Here is a 25,605-nt window from a genome sequence, read left to right on the forward strand (position 1 = left end):
TAAAAAAAATACAACATTAAATACATAATAGCAGACAAAGCTTACGACACCAATAAAATAAGAGAATGCATAAACGAAGAAATAAAAGCATCAAACCAAATACCACTCAAATCCAACTTCAAACACGAATGGTACAGAAGGATTAAGCATAAAAACCTTCGATAAAAAAATATATTCAAGAAGAAACAACGTAAAAAGTGTATTCAGCGTAATAAAAAGAAAATTCTCAGGGACAAACAAAAGCAAAAAAAAAACAAGACAACAAAACAAAGAAACAAGACTCAAAACAACAGTTTACAACATTGACAGAGTAGTGAAAATTTTAAATTAGGATTTCAACAAGGTCATAAAATAATTAACTTTATAAATAAGTATAAACATATAGTTTACTATCTTATATTTTATATTGTCGGGATGGCCCAGCCTGGTACGGCGTCGGACTGCTAATCCGATGATCTTATGATCACACGGGTTCAAATCCCGTTCCCGGCGTTTTTTATTTATCTAATTCTTCTTGATGATCATATTTTAAACCTATTGGACATGCATGTACAAATGCTGATTTTATTATTGGAATTTCTTCAACAACATTTTTTTGTACTTGATGTACAATTATATGAGATTTGTTTAAACTTAGATTACCATCAAGTTCAACATGTAGTGAAACTACTGCATAAGAACCTAAATAATCTACTTTAATATTATGTGCATTTTCAACTTCTTGAGTGTTATTAGCTACTTCTTTAATTTTATTTATTAATTCCTTTGAAGGTACTTTTCCCATAATATTATCGATATTCTCTTTTCCTATGTTGTAAGCAGTTTTTAAAATTAATAATCCGATTACTAATCCAATAATTGGATCTATAATTGGTAATCCACTATTGGCTATTGTAACACCTATTAATATTGCCATGGATGAGTAAACATCGGTTCTTTGATGATATCCATCAGCTGTAATGGCTGGACTATTAATGGATTCACCGATTTTAATAATGTACTTACTAACAAAATAGTTAATAAATACTCCAAGCAATGCCATTAGTATTGCATAGTGATCTGGAATTGTAATTATTTTAGGATCAAATATTTTTTCAATAGCTCCTGTAATGATTTCAAAAGCTACAAATGCTAAAAATAGTACTATAATAAGGCCACTTATTGCTTCTGCACGGCCATGACCTAAAGGATGATCTGTGTCAGCTGGTTTTTGACCAATTCTAAATCCTGCATATGCAATAAATGTTGTAGCTATGTCTGATAATGTATGTGCTCCTTCAGAAATTAACGCATAACTTCCTGATATTAACCCTATAAATATGTTTGTTACAGTTAAAAAGGTATTTGCAATTATTGCAACTATAACTACTTTTTTCCCATCTTTATTTCTAAATTCATCCATTTTTAATCCTCTTTATTATATTCATAGCTTTTTCAATATTTTCATAAGAATTTGCATATGACATTCTCACATGTCCTTTTCCATTATTTCCAAATGCAATTCCAGGAACAGTTATTACTCCTGCTTTAGCTGCTTTTTGAACAAAATTTTCATCATCTATTTTTGGAAATACATAAAATGCTCCTTCAGCATTTACAGTTTCATATTCCATTTCATTTAAGCTACTAATAATTAAATCTCGTCTATTTTTGAATTCATTAACCATTTTTTTAACTTCATTTTGCGATCCAGTTAATGCTTCATAAGCACCTTTTTGAGATGTTGTACTAGCACAAGCTATATTATATTGATGTATTTTTAATAATTCTTCTGTAATATGTTCTTTTGCAGTTAAATAACCTATTCTTAATCCTGTCATTGCATATGTTTTTGAAAATCCATTTAGTGTAATTACATTATCACTATATTTTGCAGGAGAGTAATGTTTTTTATCATAAATTATTTTTTCATAAATTTCATCAGATATTATTAAAAAATCTTTATCCATTGATAAATCTGCAATTGCTTTTATGTCTTCTTTTTCCATAACTGCTCCCGTTGGATTAGATGGAGAGTTAAGAATAATAGCTTTTGTATTTTTTGTAATTTTATTTTCCACATCATTAGATTTTAGTTTAAAATCATTTTCCATCAAACATTCAACAGGTTTTACAATTCCTTCAGATAGTTTGATACATGCTTCATAAGATAAGAAACTAGGATTTGGAAGTATAACTTCATCTCCTTTTTCGATAAATGCTTGGGCACAAAGATACAATCCTTCACTAGCTCCTACTGTAACAATAACATCTTCAGGTGTTGTATCAATTTGATTGTCTTTTTTAAATTTATCACATATTGCTTCTCTTAATTCAATATATCCTTTGTTTGGTGTGTAATGAGTATCATTATCATCAATTGATTTTTTCATTGCATCTTTGATATTTTTTGGAACATCAAAATCAGGTTCTCCAATTCCTAAATTGATGGCATTAGGATTTGTCACTTCAAACATTTTTCTTATTTGTGATAATTTAATTGATTTTGTTCTATTTGCAGGGTTAATCATAAATTTTTCCTCACTTAATTTTTTATATTATATCTAATTATAGTAATTCTATTTTTTTCTAGTAATTATTTTTCATCACATGAACCACATTTATAACATGGTGATTTTTCACACCAGGGGGTTTGTTTTAAGTTTCTTAATCGTTTATTTTCAATTTCTAAAAATTTCTTTTTTACACCTACATTAATATTATCCCAGGGTAAATCATCATTTATTTCATAATTAGGAGTTATTTCTTTCCAGTCATTTAATGTTATATTTTTTGTTAGTGATTTTTCAATTAATTCACCGACTTTGCTATTTCCACAAGATAGTATATATTGAATTAGTCCTTTTTTAGGACTTTCACATTTTAAGTTATATCTTTTTAATTCTTTTTTAAGATATCTTGTCTTTTGTTTTATATCTTTAAAATCATAACCTTCCCATTGCAGGGGTGTTTGTGGTTTTGGAATTATTGGATTGACACTAAATTTTATATTTTTAATATTTTTATGCATACTAGCTATTTTTTTCATGTATTCAACGAGTTCTTTTATATCCTCTTTTGTTTCTTCTGGAATTCCAATTAAAAAATATAATTTGATTTTAAAATCAAGTTCAACAGCATCTTTTATTATTGAAAATATTTTTTCATCAGAAATATCTTTATTTATTACTTTTCGTAATTTTTCAATTGATTCAGGAGCGAGTGTAATTGTTTTTAATCCACTTCTTTTAAGTGTTTCTAGTGTTTCTTTAGTTATGGATTCTATTCTAAGTGAGGGTGTTGAAATTTGAAAACCTTCTTTTTCAAGTCCTTTTGTTAAATTAGATAAATCCTTGTAATCAGATACGGCTGCACCAATTAATGTGATTTTATTTATTCCTGTATTTTCACGACTTTTAATTGCAATATCTATTAATTTATCACAATCTGTTTGTCTCATAGGGCGGTATAGATAGCTAGACATACAGAATCTACAACCTCTTGTGCATCCTCTTGAAACATTCAACATTATGGTGTTATTAAAAATAGTTTGATATTCCTCTTCATCACTTTCGCTCATGATTGGTTGAGTTATATGATAAGCTTCATCCATATCTACAATTGCTATATTACATTTATTATTATATTCGGGAATGTATATTCCAGGTATCTCTAAAAACTTTTCTAAATCATGATTCGGATTTTCTTTATATTTATTAATTAGTTGATTAATATTTGATTCTCCTTCGCCAATAATAAAAATGTCAATATAATCAGATAAAGGCATTGGATTTGATGTTGCACAAGGCCCACCAGCTATTATTAGGGGATCTGTTTCACTTCTGTCTTCACGTTTTATGGGTATTCCAGTATTTTTTAACATTTCCAATAAATGAAAATAATCTTCTTCAAATTGAAGAGTAAAGCTTATTATATCAAAATATTTGCTTGGAGTATTAGATTCAATTGAATTAGTATTAGGGTATATTATTCTTTCACACCAAGTATCTTTTCTTTCATTTATTAAATTATAAAGTATATTATAACCTAAGGAGGACATTGCAGTTCGATAAATGTTGGGATAGCATAATCCAAATCGTACATCAATTTTTTCATGCTTTTTTAGAAACACGTTTTTTTCATATAACATTTTATCAACTTTTTTTAAAAAATTACTAAATTTTTCTTTTTCTCTTAAATTGGTTATTTTCAATATTATTTTTTTTTATAGTTTTATTTTTTCATAATAATACAAATTTTTACTAATTTTCACTATAAAATATCTAAACATCGTGATTATTAATATAAAAGGACAAATTATTAAAATTGTCAATTTCATTATATTGTTAAAATTTTAATTTAAATTTAAGATTTATTTGTTTTTTATATTAAATTTAGCTTTTATTTGTCTTTTTTTAATAATTTCTATATTATTCTAGCTTTTTATAGTAAATTTAAGTAATTTACAATGGTTTTTTTATTAATAAAGTTGTAAAAACATTTATATATGAAAAAATTATAAAGTATAATCCACTCATTATGAATACTATTAATTAGTATATATCATATTTTTACTATAAAATTTTCGTAATGAGAACCAAGAGGTGGAAAAATTTCGATAAAAAATAAAACATTAATCTTTTCATTTGTACTTGTATTTTTCCTTGCATTAGGATCTGCATGTGCAGTTGAACTGGATAATGTTTCAAATACAGAAGATTCGAATTTAATACAAGATATTGATAATTCATTATCTTCAGAAAAATTAGAAGTTTCTAACGAGCTTTCTATCTCAGAAACTAGTAATATAGTTAATTCTCATAATGATAATTTAACAAGTTATTCGGATGATGATGCTTTAGTTAGCAATTATTCATCAAATGAGGATAATTCTGGGAATTTACAAGTTTCCGAAGAATCTACTTATGAGTCCAACTATGATAGTGATGTTTTAGGAGCAAACTCTGAAATTAATACTTTATCTGCAGATGAAAATACATCTGTTGTTTCTATTGATTCAAATAGTTCTGCTTTAGCTATTAATTCAAATGAATCTGAATTAGGTGGCGGTAAAACTGCAACTACAATCAGTGTTGGTGATACTCATTATGGTGGATTAGCTACTTATTTTAAAGTCCAATTACTTGATAAAAGTAATAACGCTTTAAAAAATCAAAAAATATCTTTAACAATTAATGGGAAAACATATAAAGGAACTACAGATGATAGTGGAATAGCTTTTATTAAAGTAGCTTCATTATCTAAAGGTTCATATGCTGTTAAAGTTAAATTTTCAGGTAATAGTAAATATTATGCTTCTTCCATTTCAAAAAATGTTAAAGTGTTAGCTTCTTTAAAAGGAAACAGTTTAACAAAATATTATGGTACTTCAAATAAATATTCTGCAATATTTTGGAAAGATAATGCAGTATTAGCAAATACTAAAGTTTCTCTTAAAATAAATGGAAAAACTTACTATGTTAAAACCAATAGTAAAGGTGTTGCTACATTAGATATTAATCTTTTACCTGGAAAATATGTTATGACTGCAACTAATTTGCATTCTGGGGAAAAAATTTATAATAATGTCGTAGTTAAAAAAGATAGTTCTAAAATTAATGCTAAAGCAAAAACATATATTGCACCTAAAAAGAAATATTCTTACTCTATTACTTTATTATCCAAACATAATGCTCCAATTAGTGGGCAAAAAGTATACTTTAAGTATAATAATAAGCAAGTAACTACTAAGACTAATAAGGATGGGAAAGCTACTATAACTATTCCTGCTCTTTCTAAAGGTACTTACTCTATTAATTTTAACTTTAAAGGAAACAAAGGATTTTATAATGCTTATGGATATGGAAAGATATATGTTAAGGATTCTCAGTCTGTTTTTAAAGCATCAACTTTAAAAATGCAATATAAAGATGGATCTAAATTTAGTGTTAAACTAACCAATAATAATGGTAAAGCTTTAACAAATAAAATTGTTAAAATCACGTTAAATGGTAAAACTACTGCTTGCAAGACCAATAGTAATGGAATTGCTAAATTAACTGTTGGTGATTTGAAGCCAGGTACTTACAAAGTCAAATATTCCTATTCTTCCCTAGGTTCAAGTTATTATAAAACAGGGGCAAATAAGATTATAATTTCTAAACAAACAGGTTCTGTTTTAGTAGATAATTTGGAAATGAACCATAATGATGGTTCTGTTTATAAAGCTATTATTAAAGATAAATATGGAAACCTTCTTAAAAAGACTGGTGTTCAATTTAAAATTAATGGTAAAACCTACAATGTTCAAACTGATTCAAATGGAGTGGCTAAATTAGGTATTAAACTTGGTGTTGGTTATTATGATATCACATCCAAGATTAATGATAATTACTATCAATCCAAAACAATTTCAAAACATGTATTAGTTAATGGAACTAAATTTATTGCTAATGATTTATATATAACTGTTGGAAATAAAGCTACTTATTCTATTAAGTTAGTTGATGGTAAAAACAATCCAATTAAAAATTCCGTTGTTGTATTTACATTTAACAATAAAAATTATTCTGTTAAAACTAATTCAAAGGGTGTTGCTAAAGAATCTTGGTCTGGATTATCATTAGGTGATTATATTGTTAAATATCATAATGGTAAATTTGCAGGTTCATCTAAAATCCATGTTTTTAACAAAGTTTCTGTTAATAATATTATTTCTGCTTCAAAAAATGTGAATAAATTCATTAAAAGCAATAACAGGTTACCAAAAACTGTTAAAATAGGAGATATTACTTTACCTACTGCAGAATATACTTATTTAGTTTCTAAAGCTATTGTTAATTTAAAAAATGGAAATAAAGCTCCAATTACTCTTAAAAGTATTGATGATCCAACTAAACCGGGTTCTGCATATAATATGGGTAATTTATTTAATTATCTTTCTGTTGCAAAAAGTATTGTTAAGACCGCAGAATCTAAAGGTAAAATGCCTAATTCTGTAGATTCTGATGTTGGAACTATTGGTTATAATGGATTAGTGTATGCACTTTCACGTGTCATTGCGTTTTATGGTGATAATTCAAGAATGCCATCTTATGTATCAATAGATAATGTTGGTTCATCTTCAAGTTCTAGTGCAAATACACATAATAATATTAAAGACTTAAAAGAATTTTTAGCAGCTTCTAAAAATTGTCAAGTTAATAGTCCAAAGATTAAAGCATTAGTTACAAAATTGACAAAAGGATTAAAAACTGATAAGCAAAAAGCTACTGCTTTATATAACTATGTTAGAGATAAAATTTCATATAGTTTTTATTATGATACAAAATATGGAGCTGTAGGTACACTAAATAAAAAAGCAGGAAATTGTGTTGATCATTCTCATTTATTAGTGGCTATGTTTAGAAACGCAGGTATTGCAGCAAGATATGCTCATGGTAAATGTACATTCAGTAGTGGAAGTACATATGGACATGTTTGGACTCAAGTATTGATTGGTGATACTTGGATATCTTGTGATGCAACAAGTTCTAGAAACTCATTTGGAAAAATCGTTAGTTGGAATACTAAGAATTATAAACTTCATGGATATTATTCAAGTATTTCATTTTAATTTAATTTTTTCTTTTTTTATTTATTTTTTTATAGCTAATAATTTATACTAGTTTTAATAAAACTTTATTTTAAATATATAAGTACACTACTAAGTTTTTAGTGTAGTCATGTGAACCTATTGAACATGGGGGGATAGCTTAGTCAATTTTCATTAAATTATGGATTACCTAAGAATTTCTAAGGCATATACTTTAGAAAAGTTCTATTTAAAGCTATTTGGATAATAATCATGAATTCTAAAAAATATAAAAAAGTGGCTGTTGGAGGGACTTTTGATAAATTCCATGATGGACACAAAAAGTTATTAAGTACAGCTTTCGAGATTGGTGATCATATTGAGATTGGTGTGACTTCTAATGAGTTTGGAGGTCTTAAAGGAGATATAGATTCTTGTAAAGAGAGGATGCAAAATCTTAAATCTTTTTTTTCTGATAAATCTAATTTTCATGTTGTTTCCCTAGATGATCCATATGGAACTACTATTTATGATGAGGATATTGAAGCAATCGTAGTTAGTGAAGAAACAGAACCAACTGCAGTTAAAATTAATGAGATTCGTGTTTCTAAAGGAATGAAACCTTTAGATATTGTTGTTGTTAGCTTTGTATTGGCTTATGATGGTACTCCTATTTCTTCCACCCGAATTAGGCGTGGTGAAATTAATCAAAATGGTATTTTTTTGAAATAGTTAAAAATAAATCGAAATGTTTATATTTGCACTTCGATAAAATACTATGTAGGTATATTTATTTTTTGATAAATATATTTTAATAATGAGGTGGTTATATGGTAGTAAAAATTGATTCAAATTTGTGTGGACATATTAATGATTGTCCAGTGCAAGGTTTATGTATTAAACTTTGTGAACAAGGAGCAATTGTTGAAGAAGACGGTGATGTGGTAGTAAAACCAGAAAACTGTGATGATTGTGATCTTTGTTTACAAAATTGTCCAAATCAAGCTATTTTAAAAGCCTGAGGGATAAAAATGTTCAATGTCAAGAGAGAGGGTAATGAAACCCGTAAATTATCTTATAAAGATAATAATTGTATTGGATGTAGTATATGTGTGGATGTATGCCCTACTAATTCTTTAAGAACAGGCCCAATTGTGCCTATTGCAAGAGGATTAATTGAAATGGATTTAATTTCAATAAATTCTAATTCTTGTGTTTTATGTGGTTTATGTTCAACAGCTTGCCCATTTGAGGCTTTAACATTGGAAATAAATGAGGAGAATATTAAAGATACAGGATTATATCCAATTTGGGATGTTGAATCTAAAGTTAATGATGAAGAGTGTATTTACTGTGGAAGATGTTATTCTGCATGTCCTCGTGATGCAATACTTTTTGAAAGAATCCTTCCAAATCCTCAGGAATTAGTTAGGGGTGAAATTACAATAGATGATGAAAAATGTATTTATTGTGCATTTTGTGAGGAGTTGTGTCCAGCACAAGCTATTTCAATTAAAGAAATTCCAGGATTCACTAATGATAAATTAAATAAAACTATTGATGTTGATTTATCAAGATGTGTCTTTTGTGGGGTATGTAAGAGAGTATGTCCTCAAGATGCAATTATGGAAGTTTGTTCTACATGCATGATGCATGATGAAATTAAAGTTCCTGAAATAACTGGAAATACATTTATTACTGAAAGTTCTTGTGTAAATTGTTCATGGTGTTTGGAAGTTTGCCCTGTTGATGCAATTAATGTTACAAAACCATTTGAAGGTACTTTAGAATTAGTTGAAACTGATGAAAAAATATGTAAACATAATTCTTGTCATGCTTGCATAGATGTTTGTCCATGTAATGCAATTGAACTAATTGATGAAAAAGCAGTAGTTAATCTTGATTTCTGTAACTTGTGTGGGACTTGTGTTATTGCATGTCCACAAAATATCAGGGTGTTATCTAGAACTAGTATGAAATTGAATAATATTAATTCTGAATCATGGAATGAAATTTTAAACAGCTTATTAGTTAGTAAATAGAGAGATAACTTCTCTCTATTATAATTTATTTATTAAATAATTTCTTTGTTGATTTAACAATTTTTCAAAGCTATTTTGTGCATTTATTGTTATATTAGTAATATAGCTTCCAACAAATAGTACGATTACTATTAATCCTCCAACTATTAATATTAATTCTGCACTGCTTTGTCCTTTTGAATCTATTTTTCTATACATGGGTTCGGTTGTCTAAAATGGTGTTTCTAACATCTATTATGTCATCTTTTGCTTTTAAACTTGTATCACTTGTTTCCATATAAGATCTATATATTGTTAAAGCAAATAAAGCTATTACTAACACGCCTCCGAATAATAAAATGTATTCTGCAGCTCCTTGTCCCGATTTTTCTGTGATGATTGTTTTCAAAATTTTCATATTTTCACCCATATTTATTATGGGTTTTCCATTATATTAATATTACTATTTATTAAAAAAGTAATACATTTTCTTATTTTCGATATTTGCTTCTTATTTCATTGTTTTATCAGTTATATTTATAAATAATTTAAAATATAATCTATTATTAGTTTAATAATAGAGTGATAATTTTATAAGGGTGAAATCGTGGGGAATAAATCAAAATTAATTTCAGGAATTATTTTATTTGCAATTGGTGTTATAATTGCATATGAAACAGTAGTATATAATTTGTTAGATATTTTATTAATTATTGGTTTTATTATAGCAATGGTTGGTATTGTATTTGTTATCGTTTATTTTGTTGATAATAATGCAGATAGAACTAATAATATTTTAAAAGAATTTTTAGATTCAAATCAGATTAATTCTGATGTTTTTCCGAGATTTGAAAGGTCTAATAATTCTAATGAAGGACCTTTAAAAATTCACAGACAATATGATGAGTATAATGATGATGAGTATAAAGAATTAAATGTTGAAGATTATCAAGTTTCTCACGAGAACAATGGATCTTCTTTCAGTGATTTTTTCACAGCTCAAGAAGAGAATCCTAAAGCAGTATTGAGGGTTAATAAACAAAAAGAAAAAGAAGTTGATTTAGATAATCAACTTGATTTCACGCCATATTATGGAAAACCACTAAAAGTCACTCGTGCTCCTAAAAAGCGTAGTACACGTACTATTAATGATAATATTCAATATAGTGATAGAGAATCTGGAATTCAACGTGCTTTAACACAAAACGATGAAAGTATTAACACTAATCCTGCTGTTGAAGAGATTGTTCCTGAACATAGAGAAATTAAAATTGATTTAAATAATCCAGAAAGTTTACCTGTTCCTAGATCCCTTAAAGGAAATATTATCACTGATGAAGGATTATTATCTACTGAAGAAGCATTTGATCAATTGTCTTTCCAAATTAATAAAGAATTGATGTTAGAAATTCCTTCATTAAATGAATTATCTGATAGGTTTTTATCCCATGTTCCTACTATTTATTCAAGAGTTATTATAAGTGAATTTAATTTATCTGACATGTCATACACATTTTTAATATCCTCTCTTTTAAAACAAGGAGTTCATATTAAAACAGTTCCTAAAGTATATTCTACTAATTTAATAACAGATGATTCTTATGCAATGATTATTTCTCAAGGTCAAGATAATGAAGAATATGGGGCTATTTTCAATGATAGAATTTCTATTTCTAATATTAGGGCTGATTTTGAAAAAACTTGGAATATAGCTTCTAATTTAGATGAAGAATTTATCATGAACAGTATGCAAGGTGGCGTTAACTATGGAAATTAGATGGTTAGGTCATTCTGCATTTGAAATAATTAGTGATGATAATGTTAAAATATTAATTGATCCTTTTATAAGCAATAATCCTACTTGTCAAATTCCTATTGAGGAGTTAAATCCAGATATAATTTTACTTACTCATGGTCATTCTGATCATTTTGGAGATGCAATGGAAATTTCTAATTTAACTAATGCACCTATAGCATGTATTCATGAAATTTCATTATTTTTATCAAAACAAGGTATAAGAAATATTAGTATGAATATTGGAGGATCATTTGTATTTAGAAATATTAAATTTACAATGCTCGAAGCTAAGCATTCGTCAGATATTGATGTTGTAGAAGAAGTAGTTCCAGGTGGAGTTGCAGCTAGTTTTTTAATTACCTTTGAAGATGGAACTAAAATATTCCATGCAGGAGATACTGGATTATTTAAAGATATGAAGGATATTATTGGAGATATTTATAAGCCAGATATTGTGATGGTCCCAATAGGTGATAAATTTACAATGGGTCCATTTGAAGCAGCTTTAGCTTCAATGTGGTTAAATCCAAAAGTAGTTATTCCAATGCATTATAATACTTTCCCACCTATTGAACAAGATCCAGCTATTTTTGCTAACTTTGTTAGTCAATTTAATCCAAATATTGATGTTGTTGTAATGAATTCTGGTGAATATTTCGATTTTAAAGATTAATTTTTTTCGTATTTTTTTCTTTGATGGTATTCTTCATCAATATCACATTTTCCAGAAGGTAAAACTCTTATAATATCATCAAGAGTTAATATGTCATTTTCATTTATTTTATGAAGTATTTTTTTAGCTATTGCTTCTTTTTTAGTATAACCTGGTTTTATAACAATATAATTTTGGCAATGAGATTCAACTGATTCAATTGGACCAACCATAATTCTTTTTCCTTCATAATCAACAATACCAATTGCTAATTTTACTTTTGCACTACGAATATAGTTACGATGTCCTCGTATAATAAATGATCCTTTTTTTACAAATTCTCCTGCTTCAGGTGTTTTTGAAACTTGTTCTGGATGAACCCAGTAAACATCTTGAGTAGAAAAACCTTTTGACCAAGCGGATGAAAATGAGGCTGCAAACTCTCCGGATTCTTTAATGACTTGGTCAGTTAATTCTTGTTTATTTAATTTTATTACTGTTGATGATGCACCATGTATATCGGCGTGTAAATAAATGTCATTTGTTTCTAAATATTTTTTTACAATCATCTCATTGCTGTTTGCATCACGTCCAGCAATAACTAAGAACCCTTCTGATGAGATAAACCATCTTAATTTTTCATACCATTTAAAATTTTTCTTAACTCTTTTTTTAGGAGTAGTTATGTTTTCCATTGCTATGTCTTTTTTAGTTTTGATTTTTTCTAATTGTTTTTTAGTGTTTTCAATAGCTATTAACGCACCTTTTCTCTTTCTTTTTGCTTTTTTAGCTTTTTCATAGTAAACTTCAGCATTTTCAGGTATGGTAAGTTTTGGATTGATATCAATTTTTGTATTATTAATATTTAATGTTAAAACACCCATTTTATCAATTGATTCATAAATTTGAGCATCTTGCATTCCATTTTTTTTAGCTTTTTTTAAGGTTTTTCCAATTTCATTAAAAGAATAGTCCTTACTCCTTGCTGAGTTAACAGTAGAAACCATATTTTCAATACTTGTGTAATTAGAATAAATTAATTCTCCTTTATATTGGCTTTCTTCAATTGTTTTAGCAAAATTATCGAGTGTCTCTTGTTGTAACTTTAATCTTTTTTCGAATTTATTTACTTTTTTATTCCAAGCTGCTTCTTTCACATCTTTTATTCCAGTATTTATTTTTTTAGAATAAAATTCATCACAAGCTTCATTAAAACTATCATAATATTTTTTTTCAAAATCCTTGTATTTTACCAAATCAAGAGCAATAACATCTTCTTTTCCATATTTTTTAACTATTTGTGCTTTTACAGATTTATTTTTTAAATTATCAAATAATTTTTTAAATTCCTTGTAAATGATAGTTTTTTGTGAATCGGTTAATTTGGAGTTTGGAGTATTTTTATCAATTTTTTCAAAATTATTAGCTCTTTCAATAATTTCTTCTGCATATAAACTTCCAAGTCCATTTCTTGCAAGTGTTCTAACAACATCACTCTCATTATCATTAAATAGTTCTTTAAATTTCCTTTCTGTAATGCTTATTGGATTAATTCCACGTTCTTCAGGGAATACATATTTTTTTTTAGAGCTAATGTTTCTACTACTTAATTGTTTTCGTTTAAGGGGTAATATTATGTTATTTTCATCATCTAAAAGAATTATATTTCCTTTGTCAAATAATTCTACAATGATTGTGTATATTTTATCTTTTTTGACTTTAATTTCAATGACACGATCAAAATTATGTTGAGTAATACTAACTACATTTGCTCCTTTTATTCTTTTTCTTAAAAGCATAGGGAAAGTAGGTGGTGTTGTTGGATTTTCAAGAGGATATTGGCTAGTATGTATTCTAGATCCACATTGCATTACTAAATCGATTCTACCAGTTCCAGGAACATGAAATCTTATTACAACAATATCATTAGTAGGTTGAAAGGATTTATCAACTCTTGCACCACTTAATAAATTATTTAGTTCATCACTTATTGTGTAAACATCTACATTAGACATAGCTTTCATTTAAACACCTTTCAAATATCAAAACTTTAATATATAATTAATTGTAAATTAATATTAATATATTTAATTTATAATGGAGGATATTAATGGACGCAACTGTTAAAGTTACATGTATTCATATTTTATTTGGTCTTATTGCGAGTCTTATTTCAACCGCTTTAACTTTAGGTTGGTTTGGATTTAAAAATGATGTTTTTGCATTTTTTGCTGCATTAATCATCCTATATGGAGTAGGTAAACTTGCTCAAAAGGTAGCTCACGGAGAAATCTCCGGAACTAGCCAATGGGTATGGGATGGAATTTTACCGTTCTATTTTATGTGGGTTATTTGTTATACATTATTTACAATGTATTTATAATCCTGTTTCGAATATCCAAATAAATACTATTATTAATGCAGTAATTAATAAAACTGGAGCTATAATTTTACTTACTGCAACTACTGAGCTAATTGTTGAGATTAGTTCTGTTGAATGTGTTGGACCGAATGTGTTTAAATTTTTAATTTTTTTAGTTCCAGTTCCAACTTCAACCTCTTCTAAATCATTTATAGCTTCATTAATACTTATTTTTATATATTCGATAATTTCTTCTCTTTTTTCAATTCCAATTGGATTATATCCTCTGGATAATGTATTAACACTATGAGTATCAGTAGTCATAACTTCAATTTCATCAATTTCTAAATCTTTAACTGCATCTATTATTTCTTGTCTAAATCCAATTTCCATATTATTTGCATCAAATAAGACATATGCAGTTCTTTGATTATCTACTTCAATAATCATGGTTTTTATACCGCTATCTCCAACACCTTTTTGTTTATCAAGAGTCTTCATTTCATCTTCAAAGCAACCAACTTTGATAGAATATTTTTCTTGATTTGAATCAATTTTATCAATTGCATCAATTAAATGGAATACTTCAGCATTACCAGGTAATACCTCTCCACTTTCTTCTGTAAAAGAATTATGGCAATCAACAATCACAGAATCTTTAATATTGCACTTACTCCTACTTTGAGTCATCATTGTAAGACCAACACCGAATTCAATGTCATCACTTCCTTCAGGTGCAAAAGTAGATAATATTACCATTCCTTCGTTGAAAAATTGAACTCCAATGTTTGCTTTTTCAGCTGAATATCTAATAAATTTACTTGCACTTTTTGAATATTCAACATCTTCTAAGCCATTTTTTATTGCTTTTTCAATTTTATCAATTTCTGATACAGCTATTGGATTAAAATCATGTGTTGAAGGTCCATGAGCAACCATTGTAAAATTATCAAATTTATTTGCAAGTATTGTAGGCATATTAGACCCACCAAGATTTCCTAATGGTCCTGGATGAACAGATGGTGAAATAAATAATGATTTAATTCCATTTTCAGTTTTAAAACTTACAAAAGTAACGATTGTATCAATAGCTTCGCTCATGTTTTCAAATAATCCTTCAAGAGAATTAGATCCTTCATTAATATGTGCAATAAATAAACTTAATAAATCTAAAACTCCAATACTTAAATTCTTTTTAAATGGGGAAGCAATAATTCTAATAAAAGCATAAATGGCTGCTATAAAAATTATTCCAGCAATTATTACTTTCAATGTTATTTGAAGAATTAATGATCCTACGAAAATAGTATCAGTAGTTAAAAATAAAACTAAAACAAACATTGCAATTATTAATAATGGTTGAACTAAACCAGTAGTAGCTGCTTTTACAAATCTAACTTTAGCTGTAGTCCAAAAAACAAGAGTGTTAAATCCATAAACTAATACACAACCAAATAAAATAAAATTAATGTATAAAGTTTGATGGAGTATTTTAGAGATAAATCCTCCTATTATCATCAATATACATAATGCAGTCATAGAAAGAAATGATAAAAACATTGAATGTTTTATTTTAAGATTAATTCCATGAAGTCCACTTATCACCTGTTGGTTTATTGCACCACTCATAACTGAACTTAATCCAAATACAATTAATCCAAGTAATCCCCCATAGATTAGATTTTCTAAAGATCCCATATTTTCAAGTGGTTGTATTGAAAAATATATGAGACTACTTATAAAACTCACAATAGCAATTAATAAAATTGATTTTTCAGTTTTTGGCAGAGTTGTGATATATTTTGACAATCCTGCGACACTACTCATACTCGACATAATTTTCCTCATTTAAATTATAGCAATAAATTTAATAAAGCTAAAAGTATTAATATATGTATAGATTTTTTATTTAATAAATATGTTTTCTTAAATAAGGTGTATGAATGGAAAGAAAAATTAATGTTCCAGTTAAGGGTGAGAATTTAAGCAATCTTAAAGCTGGGGATGTTGTATATTTAACTGGTAATATTTTAACTGCTCGTGATCAGGCTCATAAAAGAATTTTGGAAGAAGGTGCTCCGTTAGATATTGATGGTGCAGCTATTTTTCATGCAGGACCCATTATAACTGAAAAAGATGGTGAATATAATATGGTAGCTATTGGTCCTACCACTTCTATGCGAATGAATCCATATCAAAGCGATGTTATAAAAATGGGGTCTAAAATCATAATTGGGAAGGGTGGAATGGATGATAGTGTAAGAGAAGCCTTAGTTAAACATAAAGCTATTTATGTAGTTGCTACTGGAGGTTGCGCTGCATTATATGTTGATTGTGTCGACGAAATAGAAAGTGTGAACTGGTTAGACTTAGGTATGCCTGAAGCTATGTGGAATTTAAAAGTAGTTGATTTTGGACCTCTTATTGTTGCAATGGATAGTCATGGTAATAGTTTATATGATTAAGTAATATCTTTAAAGCATATATTAGCTCATATCCTTTTTTTATATTATTAATCGCTTTATCTATTGGTGGTTTTATTAAAGATAATACTAATACTAAAGTAAATATTATGTAGATGGGATTTAAAGACTATTAATTCATTATTAATTTGATGATTTGCAAAAGATTATCTTATAAGAAATGGTAAAGTATAAATGTTATTTCAATGGAAAAATATTTATACAAAACGACAGTTTTTTTCCTTTAAGTATTAATAATGTGTTTAACTTAAATAAAAAAACTTAAAACTAAAACTTAAGAATTATTTATGAATATACTTGAAATTGTGATAAATACATTGTAATCAAGGATAAAAACCCCTATTATAGGAGATTGTTTAGTAAAGTTTCCACATATAGTGGAAGTGACTTTTAAAGAGTCATAGAAGTTAAATAAAAAATTTTGGGATGTGCAATAATGGCTGATATTAATGAAGTTGCAGAAAAAAAGTTGAAATCTAGAGTTAGAAAAATTAAAAAATGTATTAAAAGTGATGAAGAAAAAGAAAAATTCTTTAGTCAATTAGGAGCTTCTGTGGAAATATTTTTCCCTAATAAAAAACCAGAAGAACTTAGTGATAGTTTAGTCTTTTGGACAACTCCTGAAGGTAAAATCACTTATGCTGAATATTCTTATGAAGAACCGGATAATGAAGAATTTGTATCAATACCCGTTTCTGAAAAAGATTTAAAAGCCTTTGCTGAGGCATTTAATGGTTTTAAATTAGAATTAGATGACTCTGATTAAGATGATCGTTGATAATTCTTTCGATGAAATTAAAAAACGTGAAAATGCACTTTTAATTATAAAAAATATTGTTGAAACTAAAGGACGTAGTGAATTATTTGATTTAACTGGTCTTTCTGGAGGTTTCATTGCTTCTACATCACAAATAAGTCTTTTGGAAACTTATGTGGGTCCAGCTATTTTTGAAGAAGAACTTCAAAAAGTTGGAATAGATCATATGGGTGGTGAAAAAGTTCTAGCTTTAAATAGAACTTCATCAGGTATTTTAGCAACAATTTTGGCGCTTGTTGAAAAAAATTCTAATGTTGTCCATTATCTCTCAAAATTACCTTCCCATCCATCAATTCCAAGAAGTTGCGAATTAGTTGGGGCGAATTATAGTGAAACTGATAATTTTGAAGAATTTTCTATTCCAGATAATACTTCATTAGTTGTTGTTACTGGTTCTACTATGGATTTAGATGTTATTGATGAGGATGAATTTAAAAAAATCATTGAAATGGCTCATAGTAAAAATATTCCAGTAATGGTTGATGATGCTTCAGGAGCTAGACTCAGAACAGTTATTTTTAATCAAATGAAAGCATGTGATTTGGGAGCAGATATTGCAATAACAAGTACTGATAAGTTAATGCCAGGTCCTAGAGGAGGATTAATGGCAGGTCAAAAAGATTTAATTAATAAAATTAAAGTCAAAGTTAATCAATTCGGTCTTGAAGCCCAAGCTCCTGTTGTTTTAGCGATGGTAAATGGTATTAAGAATTTTAATCCTGAAAATTTAATCAAAGGTTTTTCTAGAAAAGATGAATTAGCAAAGTTACTTTCTAAGAATTTTGATTTATTTAAAACTACTCCAACAGGAGTCATGATTACTCCTGAGGGATTAGCTAATGAAGTTAATGTTAATCATAATTTATCTGATAGTGATTTAGTATTTGTTTTTGCATTTATTTTATTAAAAGAACATGGTATCATAACAATCCCATCGGTTTCAATGCCAGGTGCATCAGCAACAGTAAGATTCGATGTTTCAACAAAAGATGCTTTTAATTTAAATTTATCAGATTTAAATAAAAAAATAGAATCCTCATTTAATAAACTATGTGAAGTAGTTACAAATGAGGATAAATGTAGGGAAATTGTATTTACTTTCAATTCAGAACATACTTAACCAAAGTTGGATTTAAGAAAATGTTAAAACTACTTTTAGTAAAATATAAACTATTAATAATATCATGAAACAATGCTTACAATGAAAATTATAATTTCATCTAAAAACACATAATAAATCAAAGTAAAAGAAAAAAAATTAAAAAAACATGTCAAAGAGCTAATAAATTGAGGGTTCCTATTATTACTAATTATTTTTTAATAATACATTCTCCAGATATTACTTTTTCTAAGGTTCCATCAATTTTTTCAACAACTAAAGCACCATCTTTATCAACACCTATTACATAAGCATCATATGTTTTATTAAATGGTTCTTTTACTTCGACAATTTTACCGATTGTGTAAGAACGTTTTCTCCATTCTTTTAAGATTTTTTCAAATTCTCCTTCGGTAAATAATACTCCAATTTTTTCAAATTCTTCTAAAAAGATTTTAATTAAATAATTGATATCAACTTCTTCTCCAAGTTCCTCTTTTAAAGTTGTCGAATCTTCTTTTAAAACTTCAGGGAATTCTTCATAATCAAAATTAGCATCAATACCTACACCAATAATAACATTTTCAATGGTGTTAAATTGAGCTATTGCTTCGGTAAGGATTCCACAAACTTTTTTATCATTAATATATATATCATTAGGCCATTTAATTTCAGCATTATCTATTCCAATTTTTTCCAATGCATTTGCAACGGCAACTCCTGTAGCTAATGTGATAAATGGAAGTTTAGAATGTTCAACTTGAGGATTTAATACGATAGATAACCATATTCCTCCTAAAGGTGATTCCCAAAATTTTCCAGATCTTCCTTTTGCATTGCTTTGTTTTTCAGATATGATAACAGAGCCGTTTTCAATATTATTCATTGATAAAAATTTAGCTACAGTATTTGTTGAATTAACTTCTTTGTAAGCATAAATGTTTTTACCAATATAAGTTGTTTGTAAATCTTTTAAAATTTTAGATACATTGATATAATCGGTTTTTTGTTTACCAATTTCCTTTATAGTATTATAAAAGTCATTAATATCAATGTCTTTTATTTCATTAAGAGTATCATCTGAAAGCTTATTCTCCTTTTTTAATAATTTTAGAATTTCGTTTTGCATATAATTCTCCTATTTTTTTTTATTTTTTTTGCATTTGTTGATTTTTAGCAGTATTTAAATATGATCCAACAGCAGCAGAAATAGCTGCAATCTTTTTACTAGGCATAAATGTAGATTTTAACTTATTCACAGTTTCTAAATCCTCTGTAATTACATTTATCATCTCACTTTCAATTCCTTTTTTATATTGGTCGATGAAATGAGTGTTTAAGTCTCCTGAAATGAAATTAGGATTTCTCATAATAGCTTTATGGAACGGTATTGTTGTTTTTACTCCTAAAATGATATATTCACTTAATGCTCTTCTCATCCTGTTTATAGCATCATTTCTGTTTCTTCCGTAGGTTATTAGTTTTGAAATCATTGAATCATAAAATGTTGGAATAGTATAATTCATATAAACACCACTATCTAAACGTACACCAGGACCACCTGGAGATCTATAACCGGTTATTTTTCCAGGATTTGGTGCAAAATCATTAAGTGGGTCTTCTGCATTAATACGGCATTCAATTGCATGACCTGTAACTTGAATATCATTTTGAACATAGTTAAGTTCATCTCCATTAGCTATTTTAATTTGCTCTTTAATTAAATCAGTATTAGTAACTATTTCAGTAATTGGATGTTCAACTTGTATACGTGTGTTCATTTCAAGGAAGTAATATTTTCCATTGTCATATAAAAATTCAACAGTGCCTGCACTTGAATATCCAATAAATTCAGCAGCTTTTACAGCACTTTCACCCATTTTTGCTCTTAGTTCTTCGGTCATAATAGGTGAAGGAGATTCTTCAAGTAATTTTTGATGCCTTCTTTGAATAGAACATTCCCTATCTGCTACATGAATAACATTTCCATGTTCATCAGCTAAAAGTTGGAATTCAATATGTCGAGGTTTTTCAAGGTATTTTTCAATAAAAACAGTTGAATCGCCAAAGTTTGTAGAAGCAACAGATTGTGTAGATTCAATTGCACGTACAAGTTCATCTTCTTCATAAACTGCACGCATTCCAATACCTCCACCACCTGCTGATGCTTTAATAATTACAGGATACCCAATTTGTCTAGCTATTTCTTTAGCTTCATCAAGGTCAGTAATACCTTCAGGTGTACCTTCAATAACAGGAACTCCTGCTTTTTTCATGAGAGCTTTTGATGTAATTTTATCCCCCATTTGGTTTATTACTTTTCCACTTGGTCCGATAAGTTTAATTCCATTTTTTTCACATTCTTCTCCGAATTTGGGATTTTCAGCTAAGAATCCATAACCTGGATGTATAGCATCAGCACCAGATTCAAGAGCAATGTTAATAATTTTTTCAATATTTAAATATGATTTTGCAGGGGAAGGATTACCTAAAGGATAACTTTCATCTGCATAATTTGTATATAGGGAAGTAGTGTCTGCATCAGAGTAGATAGCTACACTTTTAATATCAAGTTCGCGACATGCTCGCATAACTCTTATTGCAATTTCTCCTCTATTTGCAATCAAAATTTTTTCAAACATAGGAAACCTCAAAGTAATTTTTTTAGATAATATAATTATATATTAAATAATAATTAAAGATGTTGATTATGAAAAAGATTACTCGTAAAAAACATTTGGAAATGATGATTCAATCTATTCCAAATCACCCTAAACCTGATGTAGGTCTTGAACAGTATTCTACTCCATCTTTTATTGCATCTGATTTGTTATGGAATGCATTTTCTTTGGGGGATATTGAAAATAAAAACATTTTGGATTTATGCTGTGGAACTGGGATATTTACGATAGCTCCAGTATTACTTGGTGCAAATTTTGCAATTGGTGTAGATATAGATATTAATTCAGTTAGATTGGCTCGTGAGGTTGCAGATAAGTTAAATGTTGATTTTGTAAAATTTATCAATAAAGATATTTGTGATTTAGATGAAATGTTTGATGTAGATACTATATTTCAAAATCCTCCATTTGGATCTCAAAGAAAAGCTAAAAAAGGTCGAGATTTAAAATTTGTAAAAAAAGCATTAGGTTTTTCTGCTAATGTATTATATTCATTTCACATGGCTTCAACAGAGGAATATCTTATAAATTATTATCAAAATAATGATTTAAAAATTACTCATATTTTTAGATACAAATTCCCTATTCCAAATATTTATGAATTTCACACAAAAGAAAAGAAAGACATTGATGTAATAGTGTTTAGAGCGATTGTTTAATCTTTATTTTTTTAAATTATTTTAATTTTTTATTTAGCATGCCTAAAAATCAATATCTTTATATACTATTTTATATATATTTTATATTAATATATTCTCTGAGTATAAAAAAAGTTGGTAGCATGAAAAGAAGCTACAGATATTATAAGTGATATAATATTTTGTAAATGTATTAGTCTTTTAGTGATAGCTATATAAATGTAGGATAATCTTTATATACTTTATTTACGAATACATAGTAATAATGTATAAAGATGAGCTATCTATATTTATTCCAAACTCATTTCTTTCTGAGTCTAAAGATCAAAAAGTTCGTACTTATAAAGTAGGAATTTTAGGAAGAGCTTTAGGCGTATTTCAGGTTGATAATGCGGTTATTTATAATGATAATCATATTAAAAATGAAGATGGAGAAAATGATGGGGAATTTATTGCTGAAATTTTGAATTTTATGAATACTCCACAGTATTTAAGGAAACAAGCATTTCCTATTAAAGCAAAATTAAAGCATGTTGGTATTCTTCCACCACTTAGGACTCCGAATCATCCTGTTAATGATCAACCAGACGTGGGTGATTATAGACAAGGATTTACCGTTAAAAGAAATAAGAAAGGAACTTTTGTAGATATAGGTATGGATAAACTTGCATTCTGCAAAGAACAACTTTCAGTTAAAAAAATTTTTGACTTTAAGATAACTAAAATTGCTAAGAAAGAAGTAATAGTCACACCTGATAAACCAGATGACATTTACTGGGGATATAATGTAATATCTTCTTATAAGAGTCTTAAAAATAGCTTAAAATTAATAAAACCAGATTTTGTAGTTGAAACTACGAAGTATGGAGATTATATTGATTCTATTTTTGATGAATTAAAAAATAAAGTAGATGAATGTAAAAGTATTGCTATTTTATTTGGTGGCCCATATTCTTCAATTCTTGAAGATGTATCTAATGGAAATTGGGATTATATTAAATTAAATTCTATTCCCAATCAAGGTACTGAAACTGTTAGGACTGAAGAGGCGGTTGTCGCTACACTTTCTTTATTTAACTTTATGAGATTTTAATTCTCTATTGTTTATTAGTTTTTATCACTTGCTAATAGATGATTCGCTCAACTTTTTATACATTGTGTTTTTGGGACTCACCTAAAAAATACTTAGCACAGATGATTTATACATTAAACATGTTTCTATTTGTGCTTCAATTTAGATTAGCTCGATAGAATATATTAAATTTAATATTTATCTAGTTACAAGTTTTTTTTGTAACTATTTATTATTTCAGATGGGATTGTATTATTAATAATCTTATCAACTAGAATAATAACTATTATTTTGGTTATTATCAACTTTAAATTAAATTAATTAAAAAATAAAAGGAAAATATAAATTAGGAGGTTAAAATAAATGGTAAGACATCACCAGCCAAGAAAAGGGTCAGTTGCTTTTAGTCCAAGAAAAAGAGCAGCTAAAGAAACTCCTAGTGTAAAATCTTGGCCTCAAAATGATGAACCTAAATTACTCGGCCTAGCAGGTTACAAAGTCGGTATGACTCATGCTTTAGTCATTGATACTGATAAAAACTCTCCAACAAATGGTATGGAAGTTTTCACTCCAGTAACTGTATTAGAAGTACCTCCAGTCGTAGTAATGGGAATTAGAGCATATGAAAAAACTTCTCGTGGTTTAAAAGTTATCACTGAAGTAATTGCAGATAATTTGGATGAAGAACTTTCTAGGAAAATTTCTCTTCCTAAAGAGTACAATAAATCTGAAGCTATTGCAAAAATACAAGGTGTATTAGAAAACACAGAAGATATTAAGGTCTTAGTACACACAAATCCAAAAGTAACTAGCGTACCTAAGAAAAAACCAGATATTTTTGAATGTGGTATTGGGGGAGCAAATCCTGAAGAAAAATTAAATACCGCATTAGAATTATTAGGTAATGAGGTAAAAGCTAATGAAATCTTTAATGAAGGCGAATTTGTAGATGCAATTGCTACTACAAAAGGAAAAGGATTCCAAGGTGTAGTTAAAAGATGGGGAATTAGGATTCAATATGGTAAAGCTGTAAGGGCAGGTAAAGGTAGACACGTTGGTTCTATTGGTCCTTGGACTCCACGTAGGACTATGTGGACTGTAGCTCAAGCAGGTCAAATGGGGTACCATAAAAGAACTGAATTCAATAAAAGAATATTAAAAATCGCATCTGCTGACGAAGTCGATCAGATTAACCCTGATGGGGGATTTGTGAAATATGGTGTTGTTAAAAATGATTATGTTTTAGTAAAAGGTTCTCTTCCAGGACCATCTAAAAGGTTAGTAATCTTAAGACAACCTATTAGACCTAATAACAAAGCTGAGGATATACCTCAAATTAATTACATTAGTACTAAATCTAAACAAGGGGTATAATCATGAAAGTTAATGTTTATTCAATTAATGGGGAAGTTAAAGAAGAAATTGAACTTCCAGCTATTTTTAATGAGGTATACAGACCAGATTTAATCAAAAGAGCTGTACTTTCTGCACAATCTGCTAGAGTACAACCTTGGGGTAATGATCCTGAAGCTGGTAAAAGAACCACCGCTAAAGGTTGGGGTTCTGGTAGAGGAACTGCAAGAGTACCTAGGATTAAAAATGGTTCCAAAGCAGCTTTTGTACCAATGGCTGTTGGTGGTAGGAGAGCTCACCCTACTCGAGCTGAAAAAAATCATCACGAAAAAATCAACATAAAAGAAAGGAGATTTGCAATTAGATCTGCTATAGCAGCAACTACTAATAGAAAAATTGTTGAAAACAGAGGTCACAAAGTTGCAGATTTAGAACAAGTACCTATTATTGTTGAAGATGAAATATGTTCTGTTAAAACTACTAAACAAACTCGTGAAATCTTTGAAAAATTAGGAGTTTATGATGATATTATCCGTGCTAAAGAAGGTAAAAGGATAAGAGCGGGTAGAGGTAAAACTAGAGGAAGAAAATACAAAAAAGTAAAAGGACCCCTTTTAGTTGTTGGTGAAGATGATGGTATCAGTTTAAGTGCAAGAAACCATGCAGGTTTAGATGTTGTGGTTGTTGAAAACTTAAATGCTGAATTATTAGCACCAGGTACTCACCCAGGAAGACTTACTATTTACACAAAATCAGCTGTTGAAAAATTAGGAGGTTTATTCCAATAATTTGGATAAATAAGGTGATTATTATGGATTCATATTCAATTATTATTAAACCTCATGTTAGTGAAAAAACAATGAATTTAATAGATGAAAATAATGAGATTGCTTTCGTTGTTAGGCGTACTGCTAATAAAAATGTTATTAAAAGAGCTTTTGAAGAGTTATACGAAGAAAAAGTAGCTAAAGTTAATACTCATATTACTCCTAAAGGTGTAAAAGTAGCATATATTAAACTCGTTGAAGATGAAAGGGCAGAAGAACTCGCTGTCAGATTAGGACTATTCTAAGGAGA

Annotated in this window: 24 protein-coding genes and 1 tRNA gene; 16 read left to right on the forward strand and 9 right to left on the reverse strand. The window is 28.1% G+C overall.

All coding sequences use genetic code 11. From position 1 onward, the window contains the following. The first annotated feature begins 408 nt into the window (after positions 1 to 408). Positions 409 to 492: transfer RNA gene (locus MBORA_RS08270), tRNA-Ser, on the forward strand. A gap of 4 nt (positions 493 to 496) precedes the next feature. On the opposite strand, the gene MBORA_RS08275 is transcribed toward MBORA_RS08270, so the two are convergent. The 3 genes from MBORA_RS08275 to MBORA_RS08285 form a co-directional block, all read right to left on the reverse strand. Further along, a complete protein-coding gene (locus tag MBORA_RS08275) occupies positions 497 to 1,402 on the reverse strand; it encodes a cation diffusion facilitator family transporter (protein WP_042694627.1) in 906 nt (301 codons plus the stop codon). After that, a complete protein-coding gene (locus MBORA_RS08280; RefSeq protein WP_063720535.1) occupies positions 1,395 to 2,510 on the reverse strand; it encodes a pyridoxal phosphate-dependent aminotransferase in 1,116 nt (371 codons plus the stop codon). Before MBORA_RS08280 ends, MBORA_RS08275 begins: the two co-directional genes overlap by 8 nt. Before the next feature lie 65 nt (positions 2,511 to 2,575). Then, positions 2,576 to 4,129, reverse strand: a complete 1,554-nt coding sequence (locus MBORA_RS08285; protein WP_042694625.1) for a radical SAM protein — start codon at positions 4,127 to 4,129, stop codon at positions 2,576 to 2,578. A gap of 1,191 nt (positions 4,130 to 5,320) precedes the next feature. Between MBORA_RS08285 and MBORA_RS08290 the strand changes: the two genes are divergently transcribed. From MBORA_RS08290 to fwdF, 4 genes are all read left to right on the forward strand, one after another. After that, a complete protein-coding gene (locus tag MBORA_RS08290) occupies positions 5,321 to 7,594 on the forward strand; it encodes a transglutaminase domain-containing protein (RefSeq protein WP_052331862.1) in 2,274 nt (757 codons plus the stop codon). Between the two features lie 231 nt (positions 7,595 to 7,825). After that, positions 7,826 to 8,284 (forward strand): phosphopantetheine adenylyltransferase, encoded by a 459-nt coding sequence (locus tag MBORA_RS08295; protein ID WP_063720536.1) that lies wholly within the window; start codon positions 7,826 to 7,828, stop codon positions 8,282 to 8,284. 98 nt (positions 8,285 to 8,382) lie between these two features. After that, positions 8,383 to 8,574: a 4Fe-4S binding protein gene (locus MBORA_RS08300; protein ID WP_042694624.1), complete on the forward strand. Its 192-nt coding sequence runs from the start codon at positions 8,383 to 8,385 to the stop codon at positions 8,572 to 8,574. 9 nt (positions 8,575 to 8,583) lie between these two features. Then, positions 8,584 to 9,594 carry a tungsten-dependent formylmethanofuran dehydrogenase subunit FwdF gene (fwdF, locus tag MBORA_RS08305; RefSeq protein WP_042694623.1) on the forward strand — a complete coding sequence of 337 codons (1,011 nt, stop codon included), beginning with the start codon at positions 8,584 to 8,586 and terminating at the stop codon, positions 9,592 to 9,594. Positions 9,595 to 9,612: 18 nt separating this feature from the next. On the opposite strand, the gene MBORA_RS08310 is transcribed toward fwdF, so the two are convergent. Continuing rightward, positions 9,613 to 9,792 (reverse strand): class III signal peptide-containing protein, encoded by a 180-nt coding sequence (locus MBORA_RS08310; RefSeq protein WP_042694622.1) that lies wholly within the window; start codon positions 9,790 to 9,792, stop codon positions 9,613 to 9,615. Beyond that, positions 9,785 to 9,991 (reverse strand): class III signal peptide-containing protein, encoded by a 207-nt coding sequence (locus MBORA_RS08315; protein WP_042694619.1) that lies wholly within the window; start codon positions 9,989 to 9,991, stop codon positions 9,785 to 9,787. Before MBORA_RS08315 ends, MBORA_RS08310 begins: the two co-directional genes overlap by 8 nt. Before the next feature lie 189 nt (positions 9,992 to 10,180). On the opposite strand from MBORA_RS08315, the gene MBORA_RS08320 reads away from it, so the two are divergent. Together MBORA_RS08320 and MBORA_RS08325 are read left to right on the forward strand one after the other, a co-directional pair. Beyond that, positions 10,181 to 11,350: a DUF3784 domain-containing protein gene (locus tag MBORA_RS08320; protein ID WP_042694617.1), complete on the forward strand. Its 1,170-nt coding sequence runs from the start codon at positions 10,181 to 10,183 to the stop codon at positions 11,348 to 11,350. Beyond that, a complete protein-coding gene (locus MBORA_RS08325; protein WP_063720537.1) occupies positions 11,340 to 12,044 on the forward strand; it encodes a metal-dependent hydrolase in 705 nt (234 codons plus the stop codon). The genes MBORA_RS08320 and MBORA_RS08325 overlap by 11 nt, the downstream gene beginning before the upstream one ends. Here MBORA_RS08325 and rqcH read toward each other — a convergent pair. After that, positions 12,041 to 14,047, reverse strand: coding sequence for a ribosome rescue protein RqcH (rqcH, locus tag MBORA_RS08330; RefSeq protein ID WP_063720538.1), 2,007 nt, complete (start codon positions 14,045 to 14,047; stop codon positions 12,041 to 12,043). The two genes, MBORA_RS08325 and rqcH, sit on opposite strands and share 4 nt — an antisense overlap. An 86-nt stretch (positions 14,048 to 14,133) precedes the next feature. Between rqcH and MBORA_RS08335 the strand changes: the two genes are divergently transcribed. Then, on the forward strand, positions 14,134 to 14,406 hold the full coding sequence (locus MBORA_RS08335) for an EMC6-like membrane protein (RefSeq protein WP_042694615.1): 273 nt from the start codon (positions 14,134 to 14,136) through the stop codon (positions 14,404 to 14,406). Here MBORA_RS08335 and MBORA_RS08340 read toward each other — a convergent pair. Beyond that, positions 14,401 to 16,221, reverse strand: coding sequence for a DUF2070 family protein (locus MBORA_RS08340; RefSeq protein WP_042694613.1), 1,821 nt, complete (start codon positions 16,219 to 16,221; stop codon positions 14,401 to 14,403). The genes MBORA_RS08335 and MBORA_RS08340 overlap by 6 nt on opposite strands. 107 nt (positions 16,222 to 16,328) lie before the next feature. Here MBORA_RS08340 and MBORA_RS08345 point away from each other — a divergent pair, with 107 nt between their 5' ends. The 3 genes from MBORA_RS08345 (at position 16,329) to MBORA_RS08355 (ending at position 18,805) form a co-directional block, all read left to right on the forward strand. After that, positions 16,329 to 16,850 (forward strand): FumA C-terminus/TtdB family hydratase beta subunit, encoded by a 522-nt coding sequence (locus tag MBORA_RS08345; protein ID WP_042694611.1) that lies wholly within the window; start codon positions 16,329 to 16,331, stop codon positions 16,848 to 16,850. 454 nt (positions 16,851 to 17,304) lie between these two features. After that, positions 17,305 to 17,634 carry a hypothetical protein gene (locus MBORA_RS08350; protein WP_063720539.1) on the forward strand — a complete coding sequence of 110 codons (330 nt, stop codon included), beginning with the start codon at positions 17,305 to 17,307 and terminating at the stop codon, positions 17,632 to 17,634. A gap of 1 nt (position 17,635) precedes the next feature. After that, positions 17,636 to 18,805 (forward strand): TIGR03576 family pyridoxal phosphate-dependent enzyme, encoded by a 1,170-nt coding sequence (locus tag MBORA_RS08355; protein WP_042694609.1) that lies wholly within the window; start codon positions 17,636 to 17,638, stop codon positions 18,803 to 18,805. A 190-nt stretch (positions 18,806 to 18,995) separates the two neighbouring features. Here MBORA_RS08355 and MBORA_RS08360 read toward each other — a convergent pair whose 3' ends face one another. Further along, complete coding sequence (locus MBORA_RS08360) at positions 18,996 to 19,913, reverse strand: biotin--[acetyl-CoA-carboxylase] ligase (RefSeq protein WP_042694607.1); 918 nt, start codon at positions 19,911 to 19,913, stop codon at positions 18,996 to 18,998. A gap of 19 nt (positions 19,914 to 19,932) precedes the next feature. After that, entirely contained in the window at positions 19,933 to 21,426 is a 1,494-nt protein-coding gene (locus MBORA_RS08365) for an acetyl-CoA carboxylase biotin carboxylase subunit (RefSeq protein ID WP_042694605.1), read from the reverse strand. Between the two features lie 68 nt (positions 21,427 to 21,494). Between MBORA_RS08365 and MBORA_RS08370 the strand changes: the two genes are divergently transcribed. The 5 genes from MBORA_RS08370 to MBORA_RS08390 all read left to right on the forward strand — a co-directional run bounded on the left by MBORA_RS08370 (position 21,495) and on the right by MBORA_RS08390 (position 25,600). Beyond that, positions 21,495 to 22,124 carry an METTL5 family protein gene (locus MBORA_RS08370; protein ID WP_042694603.1) on the forward strand — a complete coding sequence of 210 codons (630 nt, stop codon included), beginning with the start codon at positions 21,495 to 21,497 and terminating at the stop codon, positions 22,122 to 22,124. Positions 22,125 to 22,368: 244 nt separating this feature from the next. Beyond that, entirely contained in the window at positions 22,369 to 23,196 is an 828-nt protein-coding gene (locus MBORA_RS08375; protein ID WP_063720540.1) for a putative RNA uridine N3 methyltransferase, read from the forward strand. Positions 23,197 to 23,538: 342 nt separating this feature from the next. Continuing rightward, the gene (rpl3p, locus tag MBORA_RS08380; protein WP_042694602.1) at positions 23,539 to 24,549 is read left to right on the forward strand and encodes a 50S ribosomal protein L3; all 1,011 of its coding nucleotides are present in this window, start codon (positions 23,539 to 23,541) and stop codon (positions 24,547 to 24,549) included. A gap of 2 nt (positions 24,550 to 24,551) precedes the next feature. Continuing rightward, positions 24,552 to 25,316, forward strand: a complete 765-nt coding sequence (rpl4p, locus tag MBORA_RS08385; RefSeq protein WP_042694600.1) for a 50S ribosomal protein L4 — start codon at positions 24,552 to 24,554, stop codon at positions 25,314 to 25,316. A gap of 23 nt (positions 25,317 to 25,339) precedes the next feature. Next, positions 25,340 to 25,600, forward strand: a complete 261-nt coding sequence (locus tag MBORA_RS08390; RefSeq protein WP_042694598.1) for a 50S ribosomal protein L23 — start codon at positions 25,340 to 25,342, stop codon at positions 25,598 to 25,600. The last annotated feature ends 5 nt before the right edge of the window (positions 25,601 to 25,605 follow it).

Source organism: Methanobrevibacter oralis, assembly GCF_001639275.1.
In the GTDB taxonomy this organism is placed as follows: Archaea; Methanobacteriota; Methanobacteria; order Methanobacteriales; family Methanobacteriaceae; genus Methanocatella; species Methanocatella oralis.

What these genes read in the sequence shown, in the direction of transcription:
- MBORA_RS08275 (WP_042694627.1), bottom strand. Translation starts at nt 1,402, where the DNA reads ATGGATGAATTTAGAAATAAAGATGGGAAAAAAGTAGTTATAGTTGCA.
- MBORA_RS08280 (WP_063720535.1), bottom strand. Translation starts at nt 2,510, where the DNA reads ATGATTAACCCTGCAAATAGAACAAAATCAATTAAATTATCACAAATA.
- MBORA_RS08285 (WP_042694625.1), bottom strand. Translation starts at nt 4,129, where the DNA reads ATGTTATATGAAAAAAACGTGTTTCTAAAAAAGCATGAAAAAATTGAT.
- MBORA_RS08295 (WP_063720536.1), top strand. Translation starts at nt 7,826, where the DNA reads ATGAATTCTAAAAAATATAAAAAAGTGGCTGTTGGAGGGACTTTTGAT.
- MBORA_RS08300 (WP_042694624.1), top strand. Translation starts at nt 8,383, where the DNA reads ATGGTAGTAAAAATTGATTCAAATTTGTGTGGACATATTAATGATTGT.
- fwdF (WP_042694623.1), top strand. Translation starts at nt 8,584, where the DNA reads ATGTTCAATGTCAAGAGAGAGGGTAATGAAACCCGTAAATTATCTTAT.
- MBORA_RS08310 (WP_042694622.1), bottom strand. Translation starts at nt 9,792, where the DNA reads ATGTATAGAAAAATAGATTCAAAAGGACAAAGCAGTGCAGAATTAATA.
- MBORA_RS08315 (WP_042694619.1), bottom strand. Translation starts at nt 9,991, where the DNA reads ATGAAAATTTTGAAAACAATCATCACAGAAAAATCGGGACAAGGAGCT.
- MBORA_RS08325 (WP_063720537.1), top strand. Translation starts at nt 11,340, where the DNA reads ATGGAAATTAGATGGTTAGGTCATTCTGCATTTGAAATAATTAGTGAT.
- rqcH (WP_063720538.1), bottom strand. Translation starts at nt 14,047, where the DNA reads ATGAAAGCTATGTCTAATGTAGATGTTTACACAATAAGTGATGAACTA.
- MBORA_RS08335 (WP_042694615.1), top strand. Translation starts at nt 14,134, where the DNA reads ATGGACGCAACTGTTAAAGTTACATGTATTCATATTTTATTTGGTCTT.
- MBORA_RS08340 (WP_042694613.1), bottom strand. Translation starts at nt 16,221, where the DNA reads ATGTCGAGTATGAGTAGTGTCGCAGGATTGTCAAAATATATCACAACT.
- MBORA_RS08345 (WP_042694611.1), top strand. Translation starts at nt 16,329, where the DNA reads ATGGAAAGAAAAATTAATGTTCCAGTTAAGGGTGAGAATTTAAGCAAT.
- MBORA_RS08350 (WP_063720539.1), top strand. Translation starts at nt 17,305, where the DNA reads ATGGCTGATATTAATGAAGTTGCAGAAAAAAAGTTGAAATCTAGAGTT.
- MBORA_RS08355 (WP_042694609.1), top strand. Translation starts at nt 17,636, where the DNA reads ATGATCGTTGATAATTCTTTCGATGAAATTAAAAAACGTGAAAATGCA.
- MBORA_RS08360 (WP_042694607.1), bottom strand. Translation starts at nt 19,913, where the DNA reads ATGCAAAACGAAATTCTAAAATTATTAAAAAAGGAGAATAAGCTTTCA.
- MBORA_RS08365 (WP_042694605.1), bottom strand. Translation starts at nt 21,426, where the DNA reads ATGTTTGAAAAAATTTTGATTGCAAATAGAGGAGAAATTGCAATAAGA.
- MBORA_RS08370 (WP_042694603.1), top strand. Translation starts at nt 21,495, where the DNA reads ATGAAAAAGATTACTCGTAAAAAACATTTGGAAATGATGATTCAATCT.
- MBORA_RS08375 (WP_063720540.1), top strand. Translation starts at nt 22,369, where the DNA reads ATGTATAAAGATGAGCTATCTATATTTATTCCAAACTCATTTCTTTCT.
- rpl3p (WP_042694602.1), top strand. Translation starts at nt 23,539, where the DNA reads ATGGTAAGACATCACCAGCCAAGAAAAGGGTCAGTTGCTTTTAGTCCA.
- rpl4p (WP_042694600.1), top strand. Translation starts at nt 24,552, where the DNA reads ATGAAAGTTAATGTTTATTCAATTAATGGGGAAGTTAAAGAAGAAATT.
- MBORA_RS08390 (WP_042694598.1), top strand. Translation starts at nt 25,340, where the DNA reads ATGGATTCATATTCAATTATTATTAAACCTCATGTTAGTGAAAAAACA.